A 21446-nucleotide genomic window follows, 5' to 3' on the forward strand; every position below is an offset into this window, starting at 1 on the left:
GCAGGTTTCCGGTGTATGTCAAACCCAGGTAAGGTTCTTCGCGTTGCATCGAATTAATCCACATGCTCCGCCGCTTGTGCGGGCCCCCGTCAATTCCTTTGAGTTTTAGCCTTGCGGCCGTACTCCCCAGGCGGGGTACTTAATGCGTTAGCTACGGCACGGATCCCGTGGAAGGAAACCCACACCTAGTACCCACCGTTTACGGCATGGACTACCAGGGTATCTAATCCTGTTTGCTACCCATGCTTTCGCTTCTCAGCGTCAGTTACTTCCCAGAGACCCGCCTTCGCCACCGGTGTTCCTCCTGATATCTGCGCATTTCACCGCTACACCAGGAATTCCAGTCTCCCCTGAAGTACTCTAGTCTGCCCGTATCCCCTGCAAGCTTAAGGTTGAGCCCCAAGTTTTCACAGAAGACGCGACAGACCGCCTACAAGCTCTTTACGCCCAGTAATTCCGGACAACGCTCGCACCCTACGTATTACCGCGGCTGCTGGCACGTAGTTGGCCGGTGCTTCTTCTACAGGTACCGTCACTTGCGCTTCGTCCCTGTCGAAAGGGGTTTACAACCCGAAGGCCGTCATCCCCCACGCGGCGTCGCTGCATCAGGCTTTCGCCCATTGTGCAATATTCCCCACTGCTGCCTCCCGTAGGAGTCTGGGCCGTGTCTCAGTCCCAGTGTGGCCGGTCACCCTCTCAGGTCGGCTACCCGTCGTCGCCTTGGTAGGCCGTTACCCCACCAACAAGCTGATAGGCCGCGGGCCCATCCTGTACCGATAAATCTTTCCACCCAAAGTCATGCAACCTTGGGTCATATCCGGTATTAGACCCAGTTTCCCAGGCTTATCCCGAAGTACAGGGCAGATCACCCACGTGTTACTCACCCGTTCGCCGCTCGTGTACCCCGAAGGGCCTTACCGCTCGACTTGCATGTGTTAAGCACGCCGCCAGCGTTCGTCCTGAGCCAGGATCAAACTCTCCGTTGAAGACTCTCGAAAACACCCCGAGGGGTGCAATCAAAATTATCTAACTAGAGTCCGAAAACCTAGCAAAGCCAAACACCAGCAAAAAAGTTTCGCTGTTGTTTTTCAATGTCCAACCTCCATGACCGGGGGGTACATGAAAGCTGGAACCAATATAAATATTGGCACTGACATTCATCGACACACTATTGAGTTCTCAAAGAACACACGCACACACTTCTACCCACAACTTCTCGTAGGGGTTTCGGTGAGGCAAGGGTTCAAACTTTAGCTCAGGAAGCTCACCGGAAGCAAGTTCCGATCAAGTAACCCTGAACACATGATCAGTCAGGCGCTCAACGTCCTACCTCGTGTCCCGGCCGCTGGGCGGCTGAGTCGGTGTCCGTGTCGCTCTGACTCGAATAAAGTTACGTGCCGACCAACACGAAGTCAAATCGGCTGGTCAAGGGTGGTTTCCAAGCAGCGGACCGGCGGTGAACCAGCTCGGTGCGGCCGCGGTGAAGCGGTGGCGGTCCCACTGTCCAGCGCCGGCGGGGATCGCGCCGACTATCGGGGTCTCGGTGACTCGCGGAAGGTCGTCGCGATTGCACCGGGAGGCGAGGTCGGGATCGGTCGGCCAGGAACCGATGACCAAGCCGGCGCAGGGAACACCTGCCGCGGCGAGGGTCCGGGTGGTGAGTTCACTGTGATTGAGGGTGCCCAGGCCTGCTGCGGCGACAACCACTACCGGTGCACCGATCTTCTGGGCGAGGTCGAGCAGGGTGAACTCGCCCATCCGCACCAGCAGTCCGCCCGCGCCTTCGACCAGCACCAGGTCGGCATCGGCGAGCGATTCGACGGCGGCGACGGTATCGCTCAGAGTCAGCAGCGGCATGGCCGCGCGCCGCGCGGCGGTGTCGGGAGCGAGTGGTTCCGGGTAGCGAGCGAGCTCGAGGGTGCGGGTCACCCCGGTCAGGCGGATGACCTCGGCGAGGTCGCCGGGTTCGCCGGGGGCGATGCCGGTCTGCGCGGGCTTGCAGACAGCGACCGTGCGTCCCGCCGCCTGCGCGGCCGCGGCCAGTGCCGCGGTGACGACGGTTTTGCCGACGTCGGTCGAGGTGCCGCTGATCAGCAGGACAGTCATGCCGTCACCGATTCCTTGCCGCGGGCCGACGCGAGAACGTCGCCGAGGACCTCGGCGATCGTCTCGAGTTCGGCGGATGTCAGGTCGGCGCGGGCGGTGAGCCGCAGCCGTGAGGTGCCTTCGGGAACCGACGGCGGGCGGAAGCAGCCGACGTCGAGGCCGCGGGCGCGGCATGCCTGCGCGGCATCGAAGGCGACTCGAGCTTCGCCGAGGACGACGGAAACAACCGCGGAATCCGGTTCGGGGACCCCGGCGATCCGGGCGATGTCGGCGGCGCGGTCGAGAACGCGGGTGGCCATCGACGGGTCGCGGCGCAGCAGCGACAGCGCGGCGCGAGCCGCACCGACGGCGGCGGGAGCCAGGCCGGTATCGAAGATGAAGGTGCGCGCGGCATCGATGAGGTGGGCACGGATTCTGGCATCGGCCAGGACGACGCCGCCCTGGGCGGCGAATGCCTTCGACAGCGTCGCGGTGATCACGAGGTCCGCTTCGCCCGCCAAGCCCAGCTCGTGCACGAGCCCGCGTCCGCCCTCGCCACGGACCCCGAGTCCGTGCGCTTCGTCGACGATCAGGATCGCGCCGTTCGCACGGGTGACGCGATGCAGGTCGGCCAGTGGTGCGAGATCGCCGTCTGCGCTGAAGACCGAATCGGTGAGTACCAACGCGCGCTCTTCGGTGCGCTCGGCGAGCAGTCGTTCGATCGCGGCGACATCGCGGTGCGCAGCGATCGCGACTCTGGCGCGGGAAAGCCTGCACGCGTCGACCAGTGAGGCGTGCGAGCCCGCGTCGGAGACCACGAGGGTGCCGCGTCCGGCCAGCGCGGTGACCACGCCGAGGTTGGCGGCGTAGCCGGTCGCGAAGACCAATCCTGTTTCGGCGCCGACGAATTCGGCCAGTTCGAGTTCGAGGAGCGCGTGCTCGGTGGTCGTTCCGGTGACCAAGCGAGAGCCCGTGGAGCCTGCTCCCCAGCGCCGCACCGCCTCGATCGCGCCCTCGACGACCTCCGGGTGCCGGTGCAGGCCCAAGTAGTCGTTGGAGGCGAGGTCGATCGCGGACGACTCGGCGACGCGCTCGCGCAGATGCCTGCGTAGCCCCGCGTCGACCCGTTCGGCCGCACGCTCGTCCAACCAGCTCAACGGATCCGTACTCACAGTTGAGCAGCATACTTGAACACCGTTCAGGACGGTCGGGCTCATGCGATCGAGGCCTTCACCGCCGCGCCCACGGCCTCGGTGATGGCGGCGATGTCGGCGCTGGTGCTGATGAACGGGGGCATCGTGTAGACGAGATTGCGGAACGGGCGCAGCCAGGCGCCCGCGTCGACGGCGGCATCGGTCGCGGCGCGCATATCGACGGGTTCGTCGAGTTCGACGACGCCGATCGCGCCGAACACGCGGACTTCGGCGACACCGGGCAGCTCGGCCAGCGGCGCGAGGCCGGCCCGCAACTCCGACTCGATCCTGGACACCTCGCCTCGCCAGTCCCGCGAGCGCAGCAACTCGATCGAGGCGACCGCGACGGCGCAGGCCAGCGGGTTGCCCATGAAGGTCGGCCCGTGCATCAGTCCGCCGTGTGCCGCGCTGATGGTCTCGGCGATCCGCGTGGTGCACAGCGCCGCCGCCAGGGTGAGGTAGCCGCCGGTCAGCGCCTTGCCGACGCACATCACGTCGGGCGCGACGCCCGCGTGGTCGGCGGCGAACAGCTCGCCGGTGCGGCCGAACCCGGTGGCGATCTCGTCGAAGACGAGCAGCACGTCGTTGTCGTCGCAGATCCGGCGCAGTTCGGTGAGGTAGCGCGGATCGTGCCAGCGCATGCCGCCCGCGCCCTGGACGACCGGTTCGACGATCACCGCGGCCAGTTCCTCGCGATGATCGGCGACCGCGCGTTCGAGTTCGGCGACGTAGCCGGGTTCGAACTCTCGTGGCGGCGCGGGGACGAAGACCTGCTCGGTGAGGACGTCGGTCCACAGTGAGTGCATGCCGCCATCGGGGTCGCAGACGCTCATCGGGGTGAAGGTGTCGCCGTGGTATCCCCCGCGCCAGGTGAGCAGCCGGTTCTTCGCCGGGCGCCCGGCGCCGCGCCAGTACTGCAGGCACATCTTGGTCGCGACCTCGACCGACACGGAGCCCGAGTCGCAGAGGAACACCTTGTCGAGACCGGCGGGCGTGAGTTCGACCAGCAGTTGGGTCAGCCGGGTGGCCGGTTCGTGGGTGAGCCCGCCGAACATCACGTGACTCATGCGCTGGGATTGCGCGAGCAGGGCCGCGTCGAGGACCGGGTGGCAGTATCCGTGGACGGCCGCCCACCACGAGCTCATCCCGTCGACGAGTTCGCGGCCGTCGGCGAGAGTGAGTCGCGTTCCTGCCGCGCTCGCCACGACCAGCGGCTCGGTGGTCGCGGGGAATCCGCCGTAGGGATGCCAGACGTGTTCGGCATCGAGGGCGGTGATCTGCTCGGGGGTCAGGTCCACAGGTTTCCTCGTCGTCGCCCGGTGCTGCCGAGACGACAGCCTTGAACACTGTTCAAGTTATCACCTGCCGTCATCGGCGGGCGGGGTGTCGGCATGATGGGCGATCGCGGCGGGGAGCCGGGCGAGGGCGTCGCGGACCACGGCGAGCGATTCCGCGCCCAGCTCGGCGGCGATCATCCGTTCGATGCGCTGGATGTGCTGCCCGGCCAGCGCCATCACCTCCCGACCGGCCGTGGTGGTGACCACCAGCCGCGCGCGCCCGTCCGCGGGATCGGGCGCGCGCTCCACGTATCCGCACTTCTCCAAGTGCGTGACCAACTCCCCCATCGACTGCTGGGTCATTCCGGCGGCCTCGGCCAGCGCGGTCACCCGGGAGCCTTCCGGTGCGAGGTATCGGAACACCGCGTAGTGCGCTGGGCGCAGATCGGTTCCGAGCCCGGCGCGCAGCGCGGGGTTCAGCGCGCGCTCGTAGGCATCGGCCGCCTGGACCAGCAGTTTCAGCAAGGAGGACCGCTCAGCCATTGACATAATAGGAAGGTTACCTTTATACCTGGATCATGGCTGACATCGGTTCCGTCCTCACCTTTCGCAACGGGCATCGGGTCACGCTCGTCGATCGTGGCGCCGACGCGCAGGGCGCCTATCTCCGACTCGAACACGTACTGCCCCACGTCGGCCGCGAAGCGGGCCCGCACTGGCATCCGGAGATCAGCGAAACCTGGACCGTTCGCACCGGTCAGGTGCGCTTCCGGATCGGCGGCGAAGAGATCGTCGCGAAGCCCGGCGACACGGTCACCGCTGCGCCGCGCGTCGTCCACGAGTTCTGGAACGAAGCCGGCGACACCGTGATGGACCACGTGATCCGTCCGCCGCTGCGGCACTGGGAGATGTTCGCGTTCTGGAGCGGCCTCGACAACGCGAACCAGACGACGACGAGCAAACTGCCCCGCAATCCGCTCGCCCTCGGGCTGCTGTGGGAGTACCAGGACGGCTATCTCGCCGGTCCGCCCGCATTCCTGCAACGGCTGATCTTCGGCGGACTGGCCGGGCTCGCGCGGCGCACGGGCTACGCGCGGCGGCTGCTCGCGACCACATCGGCCTGAGCGGCGGTCAGCGAGCGGCCGGTCACATCGTGCGCGGTGGGGCCCGGGGTTCCATTACTGTCGTAGCATGTCGAGCCCGAACGACCGACCCGAGGTGTGGCCGGGCACCCCGTATCCGCTCGGCGCGACCTACGACGGCGGCGGCACGAACTTCTCGGTGTTCTCCGAAGTCGCCACCGAGGTCGAGCTCTGCCTGATCGCCAAGGACGGCTCCGAGACCCGCGTCGACCTCGACGAAGTCGACGGCTATGTCTGGCACGCCTACCTGCCCTCCGTCACCCCGGGGCAGCGGTACGGCTTTCGGGTCCACGGTCCGTACGATCCGGAGCTCGGATTGCGCTGCGACCCCAGCAAACTGCTGCTCGACCCGTACGGGAAAGCGTTCGACGGCGAATTCGTCAACGATCCCTCGCTCTATACCTACGGGCTGGATTCGCTGGGCAACACGATGACCGGGGTGGTGATCAACCCGTTCTTCGACTGGGGCCCCGACCGCCCGCCGAACCGGCCGTACCACGAGACGGTGATCTACGAGGCGCACGTCAAGGGCCTGACGATGACGCACCCGGATATCCCGGAGGACCTGCGCGGCACCTATGCGGGCCTGGCGCATCCGGCGATCATCGGGCATCTGAAGTCGCTGGGCGTCACCGCGATCGAGCTCATGCCGGTGCACCAGTTCTTCCACGATCACGTGCTCACCGATCAGGGCTTGCGCAACTACTGGGGCTACAACAGCATCGGCTATCTCGCACCGCACAACCAGTATTCGGCCCGACCGCGTGGCGACGGTGCGGTCGCGGAGTTCAAGGCGATGGTGCGCGCGATGCATGCCGAGGGCATCGAGGTGATTCTCGACGTCGTCTACAACCACACCGGCGAGGGCAACCACAACGGGCCGATACTGAGCCTGCGCGGGATCGACAACGCCGCCTACTACCGGCTCGACGAGGCCGACCCCGAGCACTACAAGGACTACACCGGCACCGGCAACAGCCTCAATGTCCGGCATCCGCACACGCTGCAACTGATCATGGATTCGCTGCGGTACTGGATTCTGGACATGCACGTCGACGGCTTCCGCTTCGACCTCGCCGCCACCCTGGCACGCGAATTGCACGATGTGGACCGGCTTTCCGCGTTCTTCGACCTGGTACACCAGGATCCGGTGGTGAGTCAGGTCAAGCTCATCGCCGAACCGTGGGACGTGGGCGAAGGCGGCTACCAGGTCGGCAACTTCCCCAGCCTGTGGACCGAGTGGAACGGCAAATACCGGGACACAGTGCGTGATTACTGGCGCGGGGAGCCCGCGACACTGGGCGAGTTCGCCTCTCGGCTCACCGGGTCGTCGGATCTGTACGAGTCGACGGGCCGCAGGCCCGGTGCCAGCATCAACTTCGTCACCGCGCACGACGGCTTCACGCTGCGCGACCTGGTGTCCTACAACGAGAAGCACAACGACGCCAACGGTGAGGGCAATCGGGACGGTGAAAGCCACAACCGATCCTGGAACTGTGGTGTCGAAGGCGAGACCGACGATCCCCGGATCCTCGCGCTGCGTGCACGTCAGCAACGCAATCTGCTGGCCACGCTGATTCTGAGTCAGGGCACGCCGATGCTCGCCCATGGTGACGAGATCGGACGCACGCAGCTCGGCAACAACAATGTGTACTGCCAGGATTCGCCGCTGGCGTGGATGGACTGGTCGCTGGCGGAGTCGAATGCCGACCTGCTCGAGTTCACCCGCACGGTAATCGCCTTGCGCACCGACCATCCGATCTTCCGGCGTCGCCGCTTCCTGGCCGCGGGGCCGAGCGACGATCAGGGTCACCGACGCGAGATCGCCTGGTTCGCGCCCGCGGGCACCGAGATGACCAACGACGACTGGGACAGCGGCTTCGGGAAATCACTGGCCGTGCTCCTCGACGGTGACGGCATCGCCGAACCGGGTCCACGGGGTGAGCGCATCACCGACGACTCGTTCCTGCTGTGCTTCAATGCGCACGACGAAGCGATCGATTTCGTACTGCCCGGACCGGAGTTCGGCGCGCAGTGGTCGCTCGCCCTGGATTGTTCGACCCCGACCGGCGCGGCCGACGCGGTGTACGCCGCGGCGGCGACGCTGCCGGTCGCCAGCCGCTGCCTGCTCGTATTGCGCCGAACCACCTAGCCGCCGAGCGAGACGATGACCGAGACCTATGTGACCGACCCGCTGACCATGCTGCATCGCGCGCCCGTCCGGGCGGGCACGGTGCGCAGCACCTACCGGTTGCAGTTGCGCCCCGACGCGCTCACCTTCGCCGATGCCCGCGCCATCGCCGAATACCTGCAGCAGCTGGGTATCTCGCACCTGTACCTGTCGCCGATCCTCACCGCGACGCACGGGTCGACGCACGGTTACGACGTCACCGACCCCACCACGGTCTCCGCCGCGCTCGGCGGGCCGACGGGCCTCAAAGCGCTCTCCGACGAAGTGCGGAGCCGGGGTATGGGATTGATCGTCGACCTGGTGCCCAACCATGTGGGTGTCGCCGATCCGCGGCAGAATCGGTGGTGGTGGGATGTGCTGCGCAACGGCCAGAAGTCGCAGTACGCCAAGTATTTCGACATCGACTGGAGCTCGGGCAACGGCGCGGGCGGGCGGTTGGCGCTGCCGGTCCTGCAGAACGAGAACGACCCGGCCGCGCTCACCGTCGACCGGTCCGGCGCGGAACCGATGCTGGCCTTGCACGATCTGCGATTCCCGATCGCGGCGGGCACCGACGGTGACAACGCACTGCGCATCCACGACCGCCAGCACTACCGGCTGGTGAGCTGGAAGGCCGGGGTGTGCACGTATCGGCGGTTCTTCGCGGTGAACAGTCTGGCCGCGATCCGGCAGGAAGACCCGGAGGTGTTCGAGGCGACGCACCGGGAGCTGGCAGCCTGGTGCGAACACGATCTGATCGACGGCGTTCGCGTCGATCATCCGGACGGCTTGTCGCATCCGAGCGCGTATCTGACCCGGTTGCGCAGGCTGATCGGGCCGCAACGGCTCCTGCTCGTCGAGAAGATCCTCGCCAATCGCGAGCCGTTGGACGCGACGCTGCCGGTCGACGGCACCACCGGCTACGACGCGCTCGCCGATCTCGGTGGGGTGCTGATCGATCCGGCGGGCGAAGCGACGCTGACCGAACTGTCCCAGCACGTCGCGGGGCACGGCAGCGACCGGGCGTGGTTCGGTGAAACCGAGCATCGGATCAAACGCGCTGTCGCCGAAACCATTCTGGCGCCGGAGATCCGGCGATTGGTCGCCGCGATCAAACGCGACGGCAACGCGGGCAGTTTCGACACTCTCGCGGTGAGCAACGCGACCATCGAGGTACTGGCTTTCATGCCGGTGTACCGGGTGGATTACGCACCGCTGGCCGGGATGACGGCCGCGGTCGTGGCGGAGGTGGAGAAGCGCAACGCCGAGCTGACGGCGCCGCTGTCGGTGCTGGTGACCGCGCTGTCGGTGGGGGGTGAAGCGGCGACGAGGTTCTCGCAGGTGTGTGGGGCGATCACCGCCAAATCGGTCGAGGACACGATGTTCTATCAGGGTGCGCGGCTGGTGTCGCTGCAGGAGGTGGGCGGCAATCCGGCCCGATTCGGCCACTCCGTCAACGACTTCCACCTGTCCAACAGTGAACGCGCGCAGCGCTGGCCCGCGACCATGACGACGATCTCGACCCACGACACCAAACGCGGAGAGGATGTGCGTGCCCGGATCGGGGTGTTGTCGCAGGTCGCCGATGTCTGGTCGCAGCGGGTTCGAGGCTGGCTGGAGACCACCCCCGCGCCCGACGGGGCGACCGCGTTGTTCCTGTTGCAGAACATGTTCGGGGTGTGGCCCGCCGACGGGCGACCCGCCTCGTCGGTGCCGGGGCTGCGGGACCGGCTGCACATGTTCGCGGAGAAGTCGATTCGCGAGGCGGGCACGAAGACTTCCTGGGAGGAGCCGGACGCGGCGTTCGAATCGGCCGTGCACGGCTGGCTCGACGCGGTGATCGATGGACCGGTCGGTACCGGCATCGGCGATCTGGCCCACGAGCTCGCGCCGCACGCGTGGTCGGACGCGGTGGCGCAGAAGCTCTTGCAGCTGGGCGCGCCGGGGATTCCCGATATCTATCAGGGCACCGAGTTGTGGGAGGACTCCCTCGTCGACCCCGACAACCGGCGGCCGGTGAACTTCGCCACCCGGGTCGGGATGCTCCAGTCACTCACCGACACACCGACTTTGGACACCACCGGCGCGGCGAAGATGTGGGTGGTCGCCTACGCGCTGTGGTTGCGCCGGGAGCGGCCGGAGTGCTTCGTCGGCGGGATGTACCGCCCGCTCTATGCCATCGGTGAGCACGCGCATCGGTTCATCGCCTACGGGCGGGGGCCCGCGGGCGAAGCGCCGGAGGTGATCGTGGCGGCGACCCGGCATTCGGTCGGGCTCGGCACGACGGGCTGGCTGGACACCACTTTGCCGCTGCCGCAGGGCAACTGGACCGATCGGCTCACCGGGAACACCTTCGCGGGGAGTGCGCGGGTGGACAAACTGTTCGCTCGACTTCCTGTCGCGTTGCTGGTGCGCTGACAGCACTCACGGGCCAGAAGGCGCGCACCCGCGAGGGACCGACACTGCGCGAGCCGGTCCCTCGCGTCCATCTCAGCGACTACGACGTAGTCCCAGATACTGCAGCGCGGCGAAACCGCCGACAGTCACCGACTGCATCACCGCCCACACCACACCCACCGTGGTGAGACCGAGCGCACCGGTCGACAGCGCGGCGAGACTGGCCACGACCCAGACGGTGTTGCCCATCGCCACCGCCGACGCCGCGGCCCGGTTGACCGGCGCCGATCGGCCGACGACGGCGACGGCCAGGCCGTAGGCGGTGAGGAAGGCGCCGATCGCGAGGCCGACACCGGCATCGAGTCCGAGCAGCCGTTCCAGTGGTTGCGCCAGTGCCAGGTAGGCCAGGCCGTTGGCGGTGGTGACGACGGCGTCGAGGCGCAGCGACAGCCGCAGCAGGTTCTCGCCGGCGGCGAACAACGAGGACAGGCGGGACGGAGCGGTGGTGGTCATGGCGGATCTCCTTGGCTGCGAAGGGGTCAGGTGGTGGCGGGAACCTGGTCGAGGAAGCCGTAGACGCTGTCGATGCGGCCGTCGGTGAGGACGGCGACGTCGAAGCCGATCACCACGGCGGGGGCGTCGGCGGGGCCGAGACCCCAGGTGAAGCGGACCTGGTCGTGATGGGCGTCGACGGGACCGGCCAGGGTGAATGTCCAGTCGGGGAACTGAGCCTGGACACCGGCGATGGCGGCCTCGAGTTCGGCGTGGCCGGTGACCGCGACCAGCGGGTCGACGTAGCGGGCCCGCGGGGTGAACAGACGGGCGACGGCGGAGCGGCGGGCGGCGGGCTCGCGGGTGTTCCACGCTTCCAGGTACTGTGCGACGACGGTGTTCATCTCGACCTCCGAAATAGGTTGTGAGCTGGTGTTTCGCTGGTAGTTCCTGCGATGGGCACAACGTTATGGCGCGAGGGGGGTCGGTCGAATCAGTCGCGTATAGGTACTTTTCCCGGCGCGGCTGCCCGCGGTACCGGTACGGCGATACGGTGGAGCCCATGCTGCACGGACGCGATGCCGAACAGGCCAGGATCGATGACCTGCTCAGCGGGGCGCGCGCGGGGCGAAGCGGGGCCATGGTGGTGCGCGGCGAGGCCGGGATCGGGAAGACCGCGCTGCTGGATTACGCGGCAGCGCAAGGTGTTCCGACAGTGCGTAGCGCGGGGATCGAGTCCGAGGCCGAATTGCCCTTCGCGGCACTGCATCTGCTGGTCCGGCCAGGTATGGAGCTCGTGCGCCACCTGCCGTCGCGGCAGCGTGACGCGCTCGAGTCGGCGTTCGGGCTCGGCGAGGGCGCACCCGCCGATCGGATGCTGATCGGGCTGGCGGTACTGACCCTGCTCGCCGAGGAGGCAGCCGACGGGCCGCTGCTGTGCCTGATCGACGACGCGCATTGGCTGGACCGGGCCAGCGCGGAGGCACTGCTGTTCGCGGCGCGCAGGCTCGAGGCCGAGGGAGTGGTGATGCTGTTCGCCACGCGCTCGGGACCGCAGGATTTTCCCGCGCCCGGGCTGACAGAACTCGCCCTGTCCGGTCTGCGTCCCGAGGCGTCGGCGGCACTGCTCGATGCCGGTACGACCCCGCTGAGTCCGGCCGTCCGGTATCGATTGCTCACCGAGTCGGGCGGTAATCCCCTTGCACTGCTGGAACTTCCGGCAGTAGTCGGCGACGGCAGTGTCGACGATGCGAATCCGCTGCCGTTGTCGCAGCGGTTACAGCTGGCCTTCCACGGCCGCGTCACCCGCTTGCCCGCGTCGACGCGGACCGCGCTTCTGGTCGCGGCGGCGGCCGGTGCCGCGGACCTGGCGCCGATCCTGCGTGCCGCGGCCGGTCTCGGTGCGTCACTGCGGGATCTGCAACCCGCCCAGGACGCGGGCATGATCGGCACCGACGGTCAGGTGCTGACCTGGCACCACCCACTGCTGCGGTCGGCGGTGTATCAAGGCGCCGCGCTCACCGACCGGCTGGCCGCCCACCGCGCCCTGGCCGACGCACTGAGCGGCGACGACACCGCGGACCTGCGGGCATGGCATCTCGCCAGTGCCGCAACAGGTCCCGACGAGAACACCGCCACCACACTCGAGCACACAGCCGACCGTGCCCGCCGCCGCCACGGCCTCCATGCCGCCGTGACCGCCTACGATCGCGCGGCCGCGCTGAGCATCGACACGAACGCCCGCGTGCGCAGACTCGTCCTCGCCGCCGAGTCCGCGACGGAGGCGGGCCTCACCGACCGCGCAGAGCGACTGGCCGAGCGAGCCGCGTCCCTGTGGAGCGACGTCCGCGAGCCGGCAGGCGATGCCCCCGGCGCGCCAGCAACCGGCGGCCCGGCGCAGCAGGCGGCGCGACCTGGCGAACGAGAGGCTGTCGGCGCTGCCGGGGTAGTCGGCGGGGGCGGCGAGCAGGGCAGCGCGGCCGAGGAAGGCGGAGCCGCGTTCGAGCTGCGGCTGGACCTGGTGCGGGCGCAGGCCGAATTCGCGGGCGGCAAACCGGGTTCCGCACATCGGCGGTTGATGTCAGCGGCCGTCGCGATGCGCGAATCCGATCCCCGTGGCGCGGCCCGGATTCTGACCAAGGCCGTGCACACCGCCTGGTACCTCGGACCCGATGAGCTCGACGAGGTCGCCGATGTCCTGGCGACGCTGCGGCTGATGGAGGAAGACCCCGCGACGCCGATCGCGCGCTACCTGACCGGGTCGGTGACAGGTCAGCGGGTCGCCGACCTGCGGGACGCGGCGGCCGCCGCCCGGACCGGCGGGGCGGACAGTCCGGCCGACCTGGTGCAGCTGTGTGGCAGCGGTTTGGTCGTCGGGCAAGACGAGCAGGTCGAGGAACTGGCCGGCGAGTTGATCAGGGAATGCCGGGAGCAGGGGCGGATCGGGTTGCTGGCGCCGCTGCTGTTCTTCCGATCGGAGGGGTTGTTGTTCGGCGGGCGACCGAGGGAGAGCCGGATCGCGGCCGAGGAAGGGCTGCGGATCGCACAGGACAGCGGACAGGCGCAGTGGATCAGTCAGATCCACGCATTTCTCGCGTATCTCGCCGCGCTACAGGGTGATTCGGCAGCGTGTCGCGACCATGCCGAGCGTGCGGCGGCCGAGGAATTCGGCGGGCCGGGCGCGGTCGGTGCGTCGTGGGCGCACGCGGCCGTGGCGCTGCTGGCCCTCGGCGAAGGCAGGCTGGAGCAGGCAAGGACCGAGCTCGCGCAGATGACGATCGAACCGGCGCGGCACCACGTCATCGGGCTGCGCACACTGCCGGATCAGATCGAGGTAGCGGTTCGGCTCGGCGCGACCGACCGCGCGACCGAGGCGCTGGATCGGCTCACCGCCTGGTCGCAGCGGACCGCGCAGGAGTGGATCGCGGCGCTGGCGGCCCGTGGCCGGGCGTTGCTGGCCGACGGCCCGGCGGCCGAACAGCATTTCGTGGCCGCGCTCGCCGCCAACCGGCCGTTCGACGAAGCCCGCACTCGGCTGCTCTACGGCGAGTGGCTACGCCGCGACAAGCGCAAGGTCGACGCGCGGACCCAGCTGGAACAGGCGACAGCGCTGTTCGATCGGCTCGGCGCGGCACCGTGGAGCGAACGCGCGCGCACCGAACTGGGCGCGCTCGGTGTCGGAACCGGTACGCGTGCGAGCGGCGGCCCGCTGAGCCTGCTCACTCCGCAGGAATCACAGATCGTGCGGCTGGCCGCGCAGGGATTGTCGAATCGGGAGATCGCGGCACGGCTGTTCCTGAGCCACCGCACCGTCGGCCATCACCTGTACAAGGCGTATCCGAAGCTGGGCGTGCTGTCGCGCGGTGAGTTGAGTTCGCTCGACCTGACGGAATGATCCGCCATCCGGGGAGCACGAACCTGGCCTGGCGCCCCGAATCAGTGGCGCGAGGCGGTGCGGGTGGCGCCGACGGTCCAGCGAACGGCGGCGACCGCGGCGGCCGCCAGCACCGCGACCTGCGGCGACCCGACGATCAGCAGCAGCAGCGCGGCGACCACGAGCGCGGCAACGAGCGCCTCGAGCTTGTAGACCGGCCAAGCACTACCCGCGATGTCGACGGTCGCGGATGCTGCCGATGAGGTGAGCACTGCCATGCAGACCAGGATAGGCGTACATCGAAGTTCGGTCCACCGAACTTGTTCGAGTGGCTCTATCGGGAACATCACAGGGCGATGGTTCGTTGTGCAGGTCATGCCACTCACAGGAGAGTACGCACCGAGCACTTCGGACTGGGCACGCGAACAGGCCGAGACCTACGAGAACTCCGGCGGCGCCGAGGGCACCTCGTTGCAAGGCAAGCCCGTCATCCTGCTCACCACCAAGGGCGCCAAGACCGGCAAGCTGCGCAAGACGCCGCTGATGCGGGTCGAGCACGACGGCGAGTACGCCGTCGTCGCGTCGCTGGGCGGGGCGCCGAAGAATCCCGTCTGGTACCACAACATCAAGGCCGATCCGCACGTCGAACTGCGCGACGGCACCACCACCAAGGACTACACCGCACGCGAGCTCGCCGGCGACGAGCGAGCGCAGTGGTGGGAGCGCGCGGTCGCCGTGTGGCCCGACTACGACGAGTACACGAAGAAGACCGATCGCGTGATCCCGGTCTTCGTCCTCACGCCGCGCTGAACCGCAGGTCCGAGCCCACCCGCCGTGGTCGCCACGGCGGGTGGTTCCGCTCGCCGAGCGCGCGAACCGCCTCGGTAGCATTGTCCGGGTGTCCCCCATCGCTGACGTCGCCGAAGTGTCCGTAATCCGTCCGCCGCTCACCGCGGACGAGATCGACGCCGCCGCCAAGCGAATTTCCGACATCATCGAGCCGACTCCGCTGCAGTACAGCGCGCGGCTGTCGGCGAGCACCGGTGCGCAGGTGTACCTCAAGCGCGAAGACCTCACCGCGGTTCGCTCCTACAAGCTGCGCGGCGCCTACAACCTGATGGTGCAGCTCACCGCCGCCGAGCGCGCGGCCGGTGTGGTCACCGCCAGCGCGGGCAATCACGCGCAGGGCGTGGCGTTCGCCTGCCGGGCGATGGGTGTGCGCGGGCGCATCTATGTGCCGACCACCACCCCCAAGCAGAAGCGCGACCGCATCCGCGTGCACGGCGGCGAGTTCGTCGAGCTGATCGCCGTCGGCGAGACGTACGACGCCGCGGCCGCGGCCGCCGCCGACGATGTCGCCCGCACCGGCGCCACCATGGTGCCGCCGTTCGACGACCCGCGCACCGCCGCGGGCCAGGGCACCATCGCCGCGGAGTTCCTCGACCAGCTCGGCACGGCCCCCGACCTGGTGATCGTCCCGGTCGGCGGCGGCGGCTGCCTCGCCGGCATCGGCACCTACCTGCGCGAACGCGCACCGCACACCGGTCTGCTGGCCGTCGAACCCGCGGGTGCGGCCTCGCTGACCGCCGCGCTGGTCGCCGGCGCACCGGTGACGCTGCCCGAGATCGACCCGTTCGTCGACGGCGCCGCCGTGCGCCGCATCGGCGAACTGCCCTACCGGGCGGCGGCGTCGTTCGGCGGCCGGATGGTCTCGCATGCCTCGCTGCCCCTGCTCACCACACCCGGATCCTCCACCGGGACAGCGGCTTTCCGGGTGATGCTGGTCGACGAGGGCGCTATCTGCACCGCGATGCTCGACCTCTACCAGAGCGAAGGCATCATCGCCGAGCCCGCGGGCGCGCTGGCCACCGCGGCCTTGGCCGAGATCGACATCGCGCCCGACAGCACGGTCGTGGTGCTGGTCTCGGGTGGCAACAACGATGTGTCGCGCTACGGCGAGATCATCGAGCGCTCACTGGTGCACCGCGGTCTCAAGCACTACTTCCTGGTCGACTTCCCGCAGGAGCCCGGTGCGCTGCGCCGCTTCCTCGACGATGTCCTCGGCCCCGACGACGACATCACCATGTTCGAGTACGTCAAGCGCAACAACCGGGATACCGGGGCCGCACTGGTCGGCATCGAGCTCGGTGCCACCGACAATCTGGCGTCGCTGATGCACCGTATCGAGGAGTCCCCGATCCAGGCCGAACGCCTGGAACCGGGCTCCCCCGCCTATCGCTACCTGACGTAGGTCCGCCGCGCGGCGGTCACGCCGCCGCGCGGTCCTCGCGGTGTCCCGACGTGCGACTCGCGCGCACGCTCGACACGACCAGCGGCAGTAGCCAGCCCATGGCGAGCTGGTCGTAGGGCAGCAGTATCTGGTCGAGACGGTTGTGAACGTAGGCCACCGAGAGACCCGACTGCGGGTCGACCCAGCCGAACGAACCGCCGAGCCCGATATGGCCGAAGCCGTGCCGCGCGCCGGGGACGGGCAACGAGTGATAGCCCAGGTGCCACATCATCGGCAGGTAGAACAGCGCGTGGTCGAGCTGGTAGCTCTGCACCCGGCGGATCGCGGCGTGCGTGCTCTGCTGCAGGTACGGCATGCCGTCGACGGTGACGCCGTCGGCCAGCGCCGCGTACATCTTCGCCAGTCCGGCGGCCGTCGCGACACCGTTGCCCGCGGGCATCTCGGTGTTCAGGATCGTGGGGTCGTCACCGTCGAGAATGCCGTCGAGACCGGGCACGAACAGGCAGCGAGCGGCCGCGCCGAGCGGTCCGGGCAGCCGGAATCCGACATTGGCGAGGAAACTGGCGCCGACGGGATGCGCGGCGAAGCTCAGGTGCGCACCGGCCAGCCGGGCGTATTCGGTCGACGAGTCCGCGGCGGGGCGACCGAGGTGGATACCGTCGATACCGAGCGGATCGGTGACCTCGGTGCGGATCAGCTCGCTCATACTCCGGCCGGTCACGCCCCTGGCCAGGCCCGCGAGCAGCCAGCCGTAGGTCAGGGCGTGATAGGTGGGGGTGCCGAGCATCCGGTCCGGGGTGGCCAGTGCCAGGCGGTCCTCCATCAACTCGTGATCGAGGGCTTCCGCGGCGGTGTTGGCGACCGAGGACAGCGACGACAGCCCGGAGCGGTGGGTGAGCACGTCGGCGACGGTGATCGCACCCTTGCCGTGCGCGGCGAAACGCGGCCAGTATTCGGCGACCGGCGCCTGGTAGTCGATCAGTCCGCGGTCGGCGAGCCGGTGGATGACGGTGGCGGTGACACCCTTGGTCGCGGAGAACACGATCGCGCCGGTCTCGGCGTTCCATGGTCGGTCACCCGCACTACCGGTCCAGAAATGGGCGAGTGGTTCACCGTGCCGATAGATCGCGAGCGCACCGCCCGCGTCGCGGCGATGGCCGATCAAGGTGGCGAAAGCGCGCACCAGCGGACCGAATCCGGCCGGGGCGAAACCCCCGATACCGGCCGGGAGGGCAGCGCTGTCCTGCCCGTAAGCGTCGTTGCTCATCATCCGACTATACGGCGTTATGCCTATTCGGCAACGCCACGTTTCGGAATGTGGCCGACCCGTAGCCCGGCGTCATCACTCGGTGACCACCGTGCCCGCGCCGTCACCTTCCTCGAGCACCGCGAAACTGTGACCCGAAATCAGTGTTCCCGCACCGCTTTCGGTGGCAGGCGACCAGGCCAGCAGCACCCGACCGTGCACCGGGATCACCACTTCGTCCTCGGCGAGGTTGCACACCACCGAGATTCGGCCACGACGCAGGACGAACCAACGCTGTGCTTCGTCATAGTCGGCCCACACCCGTTCCAGCCATGGATCGGCGAACTCGGGCCGCGACTTGCGCAGGGCGAGCAGGCCGCGATAGCAGGCGAGCAATCGGGCATGCGGTTCGCGACCGACCTCGGTCCAGTCGAGCTTGGAGCGGGTGAAGGTGTCCGCGTCCTGCGGGTCGGGCACCTCGTCGCTGGACCAGCCGTGCTCGGCGAATTCGGCGCGACGCCCGGTGGCGGTGGCCGCGGCGACGACCGGGTCGGTGTGGGAGGTGAAGAACTGGAACGGGGTGCGCGCGCCCCACTCCTCCCCCATGAACAGCATCGGCGTACTCGCCGAGAGCAGCACCAGCGCCGCCTTCACCGCGAGTTGCCCCGGGGTGAGGTAGGCGCTGGGGCGATCACCGGTCGCACGATTGCCGATCTGATCGTGATTGCAGGTGTAGCCGAACAGCGCGCTGCCGGGGACGAGGTCGCGACGCAGCGGCGCGCCGTGGGTGCGGCCGCGGAAACTGGAATAGGTCCCGGCGTGGAAGAAGCCGTGGGTGAGTGTCTGCGTGAGGCAGGCCAGTGAGCCGAAATCGGCGTAGTAGCCCTGTCTTTCGCCGGAGACGGCGGTGTGCACGGCGTGGTGCAGGTCGTCGTTCCACTGGCCGGTGAGCCCGTAGCCGCCTGCCGCGCGCGGGGTGATCAGGCGGGGGTCGTTGAGGTCGCTTTCCGCGATCAAGCTGAGCGGTCGACCCAGATGTGCTGCCAGCGCGGTGGTTTCGACGACCAGCTCGTCGAGCAGGTGGGTGGCGGTGCGGTCGACCAGCGCGTGGACGGCATCGATACGCAAGGCGTCGAGGTGGAATTCGCGCAGCCAGCGCAGGGCGTTGTCGATGATGTAGGCGCGGACCGCGTCGGAGCCGGGGCCGTCGAGGTTGAGGCTCTGACCCCAGGTGTTGCGGCCCGCGGTGAGGTAGGGGCCGAAGCGCGGCAGGTAGTTGCCGCACGGGCCGAGGTGGTTGTAGACCACGTCGAGGCAGACCGCGAGACCACGGGCGTGGCAGGCGTCGACGAAGCGTTGCAGGCCGTCGGGACCGCCGTAGCTTTCCTGTACCGCGTACCATCCGACGCCGTCGTAGCCCCAGTTGTGGGTGCCGTCGAAGGCGTTCACCGGCATGAGTTCGACGGTGGTGACGCCCAGTGTCACGAGATGGTCGAGGTGCTCGATCGCCGCGTCGAAGGTTCCCGCGGGGGTGAAGGTGCCGATGTGGAGTTCGTAGAACACCGAGCCGGCCACGGGTCGGCCGGTCCAGTTCCGGTCGGTCCAGACCGTCTGATCGAGATCGTGGACTGCGGAGGTTTCGTGCACGCCGTCGGGTTGGCGAGCCGAGCGCGGGTCGGGCAACACCGTCGGGTCGTCGTCGATCAGGAAGCCGTAACGGGCACCCTGACCTGCGTCGACGCGGACCGACCAATTGCCGCCACCGTTTCTTCGCATCGGGTGCTCGACCCCGTCCAGTTGCAGCCGCACCGCCCCCGCCTCCGGCGCCCACACCCGAAACTGCCTCATCGGCCCAGCATCGCATGCCCCGCGCCGGTGTGCTCGATCAACGATTCACCGCGCGTGCGCGGCGACCCCGACCGGTCCCGCGCCGACGCACAGCGACTGCCGCTCGTCGAGGGATCTGATCCGCAGGGTGTCGCCACCGCCGAGCAGCCGGACGTACACGGTGTTCAAGCCCGCGCGCACGTCGGCGATCGTCTCGGTCTCGCCCTCGAAGGACAGCGCGATCCGGCCGTCCCGTTCGGCGTTGTAGTTCACCTGGGCGGTCCAGTCGCGGATCTGCATGGGGCCGTCGAGGGGGAGGTTGGCGCCGGCGGTGCCGTGCACGCGGTACCCACAGCGGGGTTCGGGGCCCTCGACGATGGCGCGGTTCCACCAGACCTGCGCGTCGACGACGGCGCCCTCATCGGTGATCATCCGCAGGCGCGGAGTCGAAAGGGCGAAGGTGGTGGGGGTCGCGATCGGGGCGAAGACACGGTCGGTCATGTTCTCGGGGAAGGCCAACGGGTTCAAGACATTCCACGGAACCTCTTGGGGCAGCAGCGGCGCGTCGGCGGCGCCGGGGAGCGCGGCTCGCACGCCGCTCACGTAGGTGCGGGCCGGGCTCGGTTCCCAGGACCTGGTGAAGGTGATCGTCGAGTACACACTGCTCGCGAGGAACACGATGATCGCCGAGATACCCACTGCCTGCCGAGCTCGGCCATCACGCCCCACCGCGACCGGAGCCGATCCGCTGACGGTGCGCGCACGTGCCGGATCGATGTCAGCCGGAATTCGCCGGTGTGCGGGCTCGTTCGATCCGAATGCAGAACTCGACCGGCGCCGACGGGGTGCCAGCGTGATCAACGCGAGCGCGACGGTCGCGATGACGGCGAAATCGGCGAAGTAGCGCACCGATTGGAGGAGCAGACCCGCGGTACTCGGGCCGTCACGCAGCAGGACGACGGGCGCGATGGTCAGGACCGCGTATCCGGCGGCGCTCACCCAGATCGCGATGACCCGGCAGCGGGTACGAATCGTCCACGCCGCGAACAGGATCAGCGACAGCCAGCTCAGCGCGACCAGCAAGCTCGGCGAGTCCGCCCACGGCGTGGCGGGTTGCCAGCGTTCCCAGCGCCATGGACCGCCGAACAGCGCGGGTACCAACCCGTCGGACAGCGCGCGGCTCCACAGGGACCCGGGATGTTCGGGAGCCGAGAGCCCCCTCGGACGTTGGATGACGAGCAGAAAACACGCCGACCACGTCAGCAGCACCGCGCCGCCCGCCGTCCACAGCGCGCCTCCACGCCGAGCGGCCGCCTGTACGGATCCGCCCGTCACGTGCGCGGCCAGCACTGCCACCGCGAAAGCCACCGGCAGCACGAGCACCGATTTCTCGAAGAACAGCAACGCCACCGCGAACACCGCGGCCCCCGACACCGCATATCGACGCCGCCCCGTTCGCACCAACAGCACCGCGTCCGCGCTCACCCACGCCAGCGCGATCTGCAACGGCAGCGCGTTCACCGCCGCCGACCACCAGGCGAACGCGGGCACCGACAACGGGACGAACAGGTAGAACGCCAGGGGTCCGAGCAGACGGGTGCGGACCCCGAGCAGCACGATCAACAGTCGCAGCACCGCCAGCGAAGCGAGCAGTTGCAACCCGGCCAGCACCACGACGGCGGCTGCCCAATTCAACGGCGCCACCTCGGTGACCAGCCAGGTCAGCACGAACGCCAACGGCATCACGTGCCCGTCGTGACTGGTGAACAGCAATTCCGTCGAGAACACCGGCTGGCTGCTCACCCGGCCGATCAGCAGGAAATCGTCCCAGTAGAAGAATCCGGACGCGGCCACCCAGCCGCGCAGGACCAGCTGCGCCACGATCAGCGCCGTCGCGACGAGCAGCACCGTCCGCCCGGTGATCCGCCACGGCACCGGCCGCGACGGGTCACGGGAGTGCGGTGGCGAGTCGAGCAGCGGCACGGACGTCACG

General features: G+C 68.4%; 16 protein-coding genes and 1 rRNA gene. 6 read left to right on the top strand and 11 right to left on the bottom strand.

Translation table 11 applies throughout. The features are described from left to right. From ACFVVI_RS28790 to ACFVVI_RS28810, 5 genes are all read right to left on the bottom strand, one after another. Positions 1–986: ribosomal RNA gene (locus ACFVVI_RS28790) — 16S ribosomal RNA — on the bottom strand; the annotation flags it as partial. Between the two features lie 439 nt (positions 987–1425). Further along, on the bottom strand, positions 1426–2106 hold the full coding sequence (gene bioD, locus ACFVVI_RS28795; RefSeq protein ID WP_387447579.1) for a dethiobiotin synthase: 681 nt from the start codon (positions 2104–2106) through the stop codon (positions 1426–1428). Continuing rightward, complete coding sequence (locus ACFVVI_RS28800; RefSeq protein ID WP_387447580.1) at positions 2103–3302, bottom strand: 8-amino-7-oxononanoate synthase; 1200 nt, start codon at positions 3300–3302, stop codon at positions 2103–2105. Before ACFVVI_RS28800 ends, bioD begins: the two co-directional genes overlap by 4 nt. After that, positions 3299–4576 (bottom strand): adenosylmethionine--8-amino-7-oxononanoate transaminase, encoded by a 1278-nt coding sequence (locus tag ACFVVI_RS28805; RefSeq protein ID WP_387447581.1) that lies wholly within the window; start codon positions 4574–4576, stop codon positions 3299–3301. The genes ACFVVI_RS28800 and ACFVVI_RS28805 overlap by 4 nt, the downstream gene beginning before the upstream one ends. A gap of 60 nt (positions 4577–4636) precedes the next feature. Continuing rightward, positions 4637–5098 (bottom strand): MarR family winged helix-turn-helix transcriptional regulator, encoded by a 462-nt coding sequence (locus ACFVVI_RS28810; RefSeq protein ID WP_378992664.1) that lies wholly within the window; start codon positions 5096–5098, stop codon positions 4637–4639. A 35-nt stretch (positions 5099–5133) separates the two neighbouring features. Here ACFVVI_RS28810 and ACFVVI_RS28815 point away from each other — a divergent pair, with 35 nt between their 5' ends. The 3 genes from ACFVVI_RS28815 (at position 5134) to treY (ending at position 10285) form a co-directional block, all read left to right on the top strand. Then, positions 5134–5679, top strand: a complete 546-nt coding sequence (locus ACFVVI_RS28815) for a cupin domain-containing protein (protein ID WP_378992663.1) — start codon at positions 5134–5136, stop codon at positions 5677–5679. A 67-nt stretch (positions 5680–5746) separates the two neighbouring features. After that, on the top strand, positions 5747–7849 hold the full coding sequence (gene glgX / locus ACFVVI_RS28820; RefSeq protein WP_387447582.1) for a glycogen debranching protein GlgX: 2103 nt from the start codon (positions 5747–5749) through the stop codon (positions 7847–7849). A 48-nt stretch (positions 7850–7897) separates the two neighbouring features. Next, a complete protein-coding gene (gene treY / locus ACFVVI_RS28825; protein WP_378992690.1) occupies positions 7898–10285 on the top strand; it encodes a malto-oligosyltrehalose synthase in 2388 nt (795 codons plus the stop codon). A gap of 72 nt (positions 10286–10357) precedes the next feature. Here treY and ACFVVI_RS28830 read toward each other — a convergent pair whose 3' ends face one another. Next, positions 10358–10777 (bottom strand): hypothetical protein, encoded by a 420-nt coding sequence (locus ACFVVI_RS28830; RefSeq protein WP_387447583.1) that lies wholly within the window; start codon positions 10775–10777, stop codon positions 10358–10360. Positions 10778–10803: 26 nt separating this feature from the next. Then, positions 10804–11160: a nuclear transport factor 2 family protein gene (locus ACFVVI_RS28835; protein WP_378992660.1), complete on the bottom strand. Its 357-nt coding sequence runs from the start codon at positions 11158–11160 to the stop codon at positions 10804–10806. Between the two features lie 158 nt (positions 11161–11318). Between ACFVVI_RS28835 and ACFVVI_RS28840 the strand changes: the two genes are divergently transcribed. Continuing rightward, positions 11319–14150 carry an AAA family ATPase gene (locus tag ACFVVI_RS28840; RefSeq protein ID WP_387447584.1) on the top strand — a complete coding sequence of 944 codons (2832 nt, stop codon included), beginning with the start codon at positions 11319–11321 and terminating at the stop codon, positions 14148–14150. 41 nt (positions 14151–14191) lie between these two features. Here the strand turns inward: ACFVVI_RS28840 and ACFVVI_RS28845 are convergent, their stop codons facing one another. Continuing rightward, on the bottom strand, positions 14192–14407 hold the full coding sequence (locus ACFVVI_RS28845; RefSeq protein ID WP_387447585.1) for a hypothetical protein: 216 nt from the start codon (positions 14405–14407) through the stop codon (positions 14192–14194). 97 nt (positions 14408–14504) lie between these two features. Here ACFVVI_RS28845 and ACFVVI_RS28850 point away from each other — a divergent pair, with 97 nt between their 5' ends. Together ACFVVI_RS28850 and ilvA are read left to right on the top strand one after the other, a co-directional pair. After that, positions 14505–14939, top strand: coding sequence for a nitroreductase family deazaflavin-dependent oxidoreductase (locus ACFVVI_RS28850; protein WP_387447586.1), 435 nt, complete (start codon positions 14505–14507; stop codon positions 14937–14939). Between the two features lie 88 nt (positions 14940–15027). Next, positions 15028–16380 carry a threonine ammonia-lyase IlvA gene (ilvA, locus tag ACFVVI_RS28855; protein WP_378992653.1) on the top strand — a complete coding sequence of 451 codons (1353 nt, stop codon included), beginning with the start codon at positions 15028–15030 and terminating at the stop codon, positions 16378–16380. A 16-nt stretch (positions 16381–16396) separates the two neighbouring features. Here the strand turns inward: ilvA and ACFVVI_RS28860 are convergent, their stop codons facing one another. The 3 genes from ACFVVI_RS28860 to ACFVVI_RS28870 all read right to left on the bottom strand — a co-directional run bounded on the left by ACFVVI_RS28860 (position 16397) and on the right by ACFVVI_RS28870 (position 21445). Continuing rightward, positions 16397–17647, bottom strand: a complete 1251-nt coding sequence (locus tag ACFVVI_RS28860) for a serine hydrolase domain-containing protein (RefSeq protein WP_387447587.1) — start codon at positions 17645–17647, stop codon at positions 16397–16399. A 75-nt stretch (positions 17648–17722) separates the two neighbouring features. Further along, complete coding sequence (treZ, locus tag ACFVVI_RS28865) at positions 17723–19474, bottom strand: malto-oligosyltrehalose trehalohydrolase (RefSeq protein ID WP_387447588.1); 1752 nt, start codon at positions 19472–19474, stop codon at positions 17723–17725. A 45-nt stretch (positions 19475–19519) separates the two neighbouring features. Further along, positions 19520–21445, bottom strand: a complete 1926-nt coding sequence (locus ACFVVI_RS28870; RefSeq protein ID WP_387447589.1) for a hypothetical protein — start codon at positions 21443–21445, stop codon at positions 19520–19522. Position 21446 lies beyond the last annotated feature (1 nt).

The organism is Nocardia sp. NPDC058114 (assembly GCF_042884695.1).
In the GTDB taxonomy this organism is placed as follows: Bacteria; Actinomycetota; Actinomycetes; order Mycobacteriales; family Mycobacteriaceae; genus Nocardia.

Excerpts from the sequence above, each read along its gene's own strand:
- bioD (WP_387447579.1), bottom strand. The coding sequence starts at position 2,106 with ATGACTGTCCTGCTGATCAGCGGCACCTCGACCGACGTCGGCAAAACC.
- ACFVVI_RS28800 (WP_387447580.1), bottom strand. The coding sequence starts at position 3,302 with ATGAGCCCGACCGTCCTGAACGGTGTTCAAGTATGCTGCTCAACTGTG.
- ACFVVI_RS28810 (WP_378992664.1), bottom strand. The coding sequence starts at position 5,098 with ATGGCTGAGCGGTCCTCCTTGCTGAAACTGCTGGTCCAGGCGGCCGAT.
- ACFVVI_RS28815 (WP_378992663.1), top strand. The coding sequence starts at position 5,134 with ATGGCTGACATCGGTTCCGTCCTCACCTTTCGCAACGGGCATCGGGTC.
- glgX (WP_387447582.1), top strand. The coding sequence starts at position 5,747 with ATGTCGAGCCCGAACGACCGACCCGAGGTGTGGCCGGGCACCCCGTAT.
- treY (WP_378992690.1), top strand. The coding sequence starts at position 7,898 with ATGCTGCATCGCGCGCCCGTCCGGGCGGGCACGGTGCGCAGCACCTAC.
- ACFVVI_RS28830 (WP_387447583.1), bottom strand. The coding sequence starts at position 10,777 with ATGACCACCACCGCTCCGTCCCGCCTGTCCTCGTTGTTCGCCGCCGGC.
- ACFVVI_RS28835 (WP_378992660.1), bottom strand. The coding sequence starts at position 11,160 with ATGAACACCGTCGTCGCACAGTACCTGGAAGCGTGGAACACCCGCGAG.
- ACFVVI_RS28840 (WP_387447584.1), top strand. The coding sequence starts at position 11,319 with ATGCTGCACGGACGCGATGCCGAACAGGCCAGGATCGATGACCTGCTC.
- ACFVVI_RS28845 (WP_387447585.1), bottom strand. The coding sequence starts at position 14,407 with ATGGCAGTGCTCACCTCATCGGCAGCATCCGCGACCGTCGACATCGCG.
- ACFVVI_RS28850 (WP_387447586.1), top strand. The coding sequence starts at position 14,505 with ATGCCACTCACAGGAGAGTACGCACCGAGCACTTCGGACTGGGCACGC.
- ACFVVI_RS28860 (WP_387447587.1), bottom strand. The coding sequence starts at position 17,647 with ATGAGCAACGACGCTTACGGGCAGGACAGCGCTGCCCTCCCGGCCGGT.
- treZ (WP_387447588.1), bottom strand. The coding sequence starts at position 19,474 with ATGAGGCAGTTTCGGGTGTGGGCGCCGGAGGCGGGGGCGGTGCGGCTG.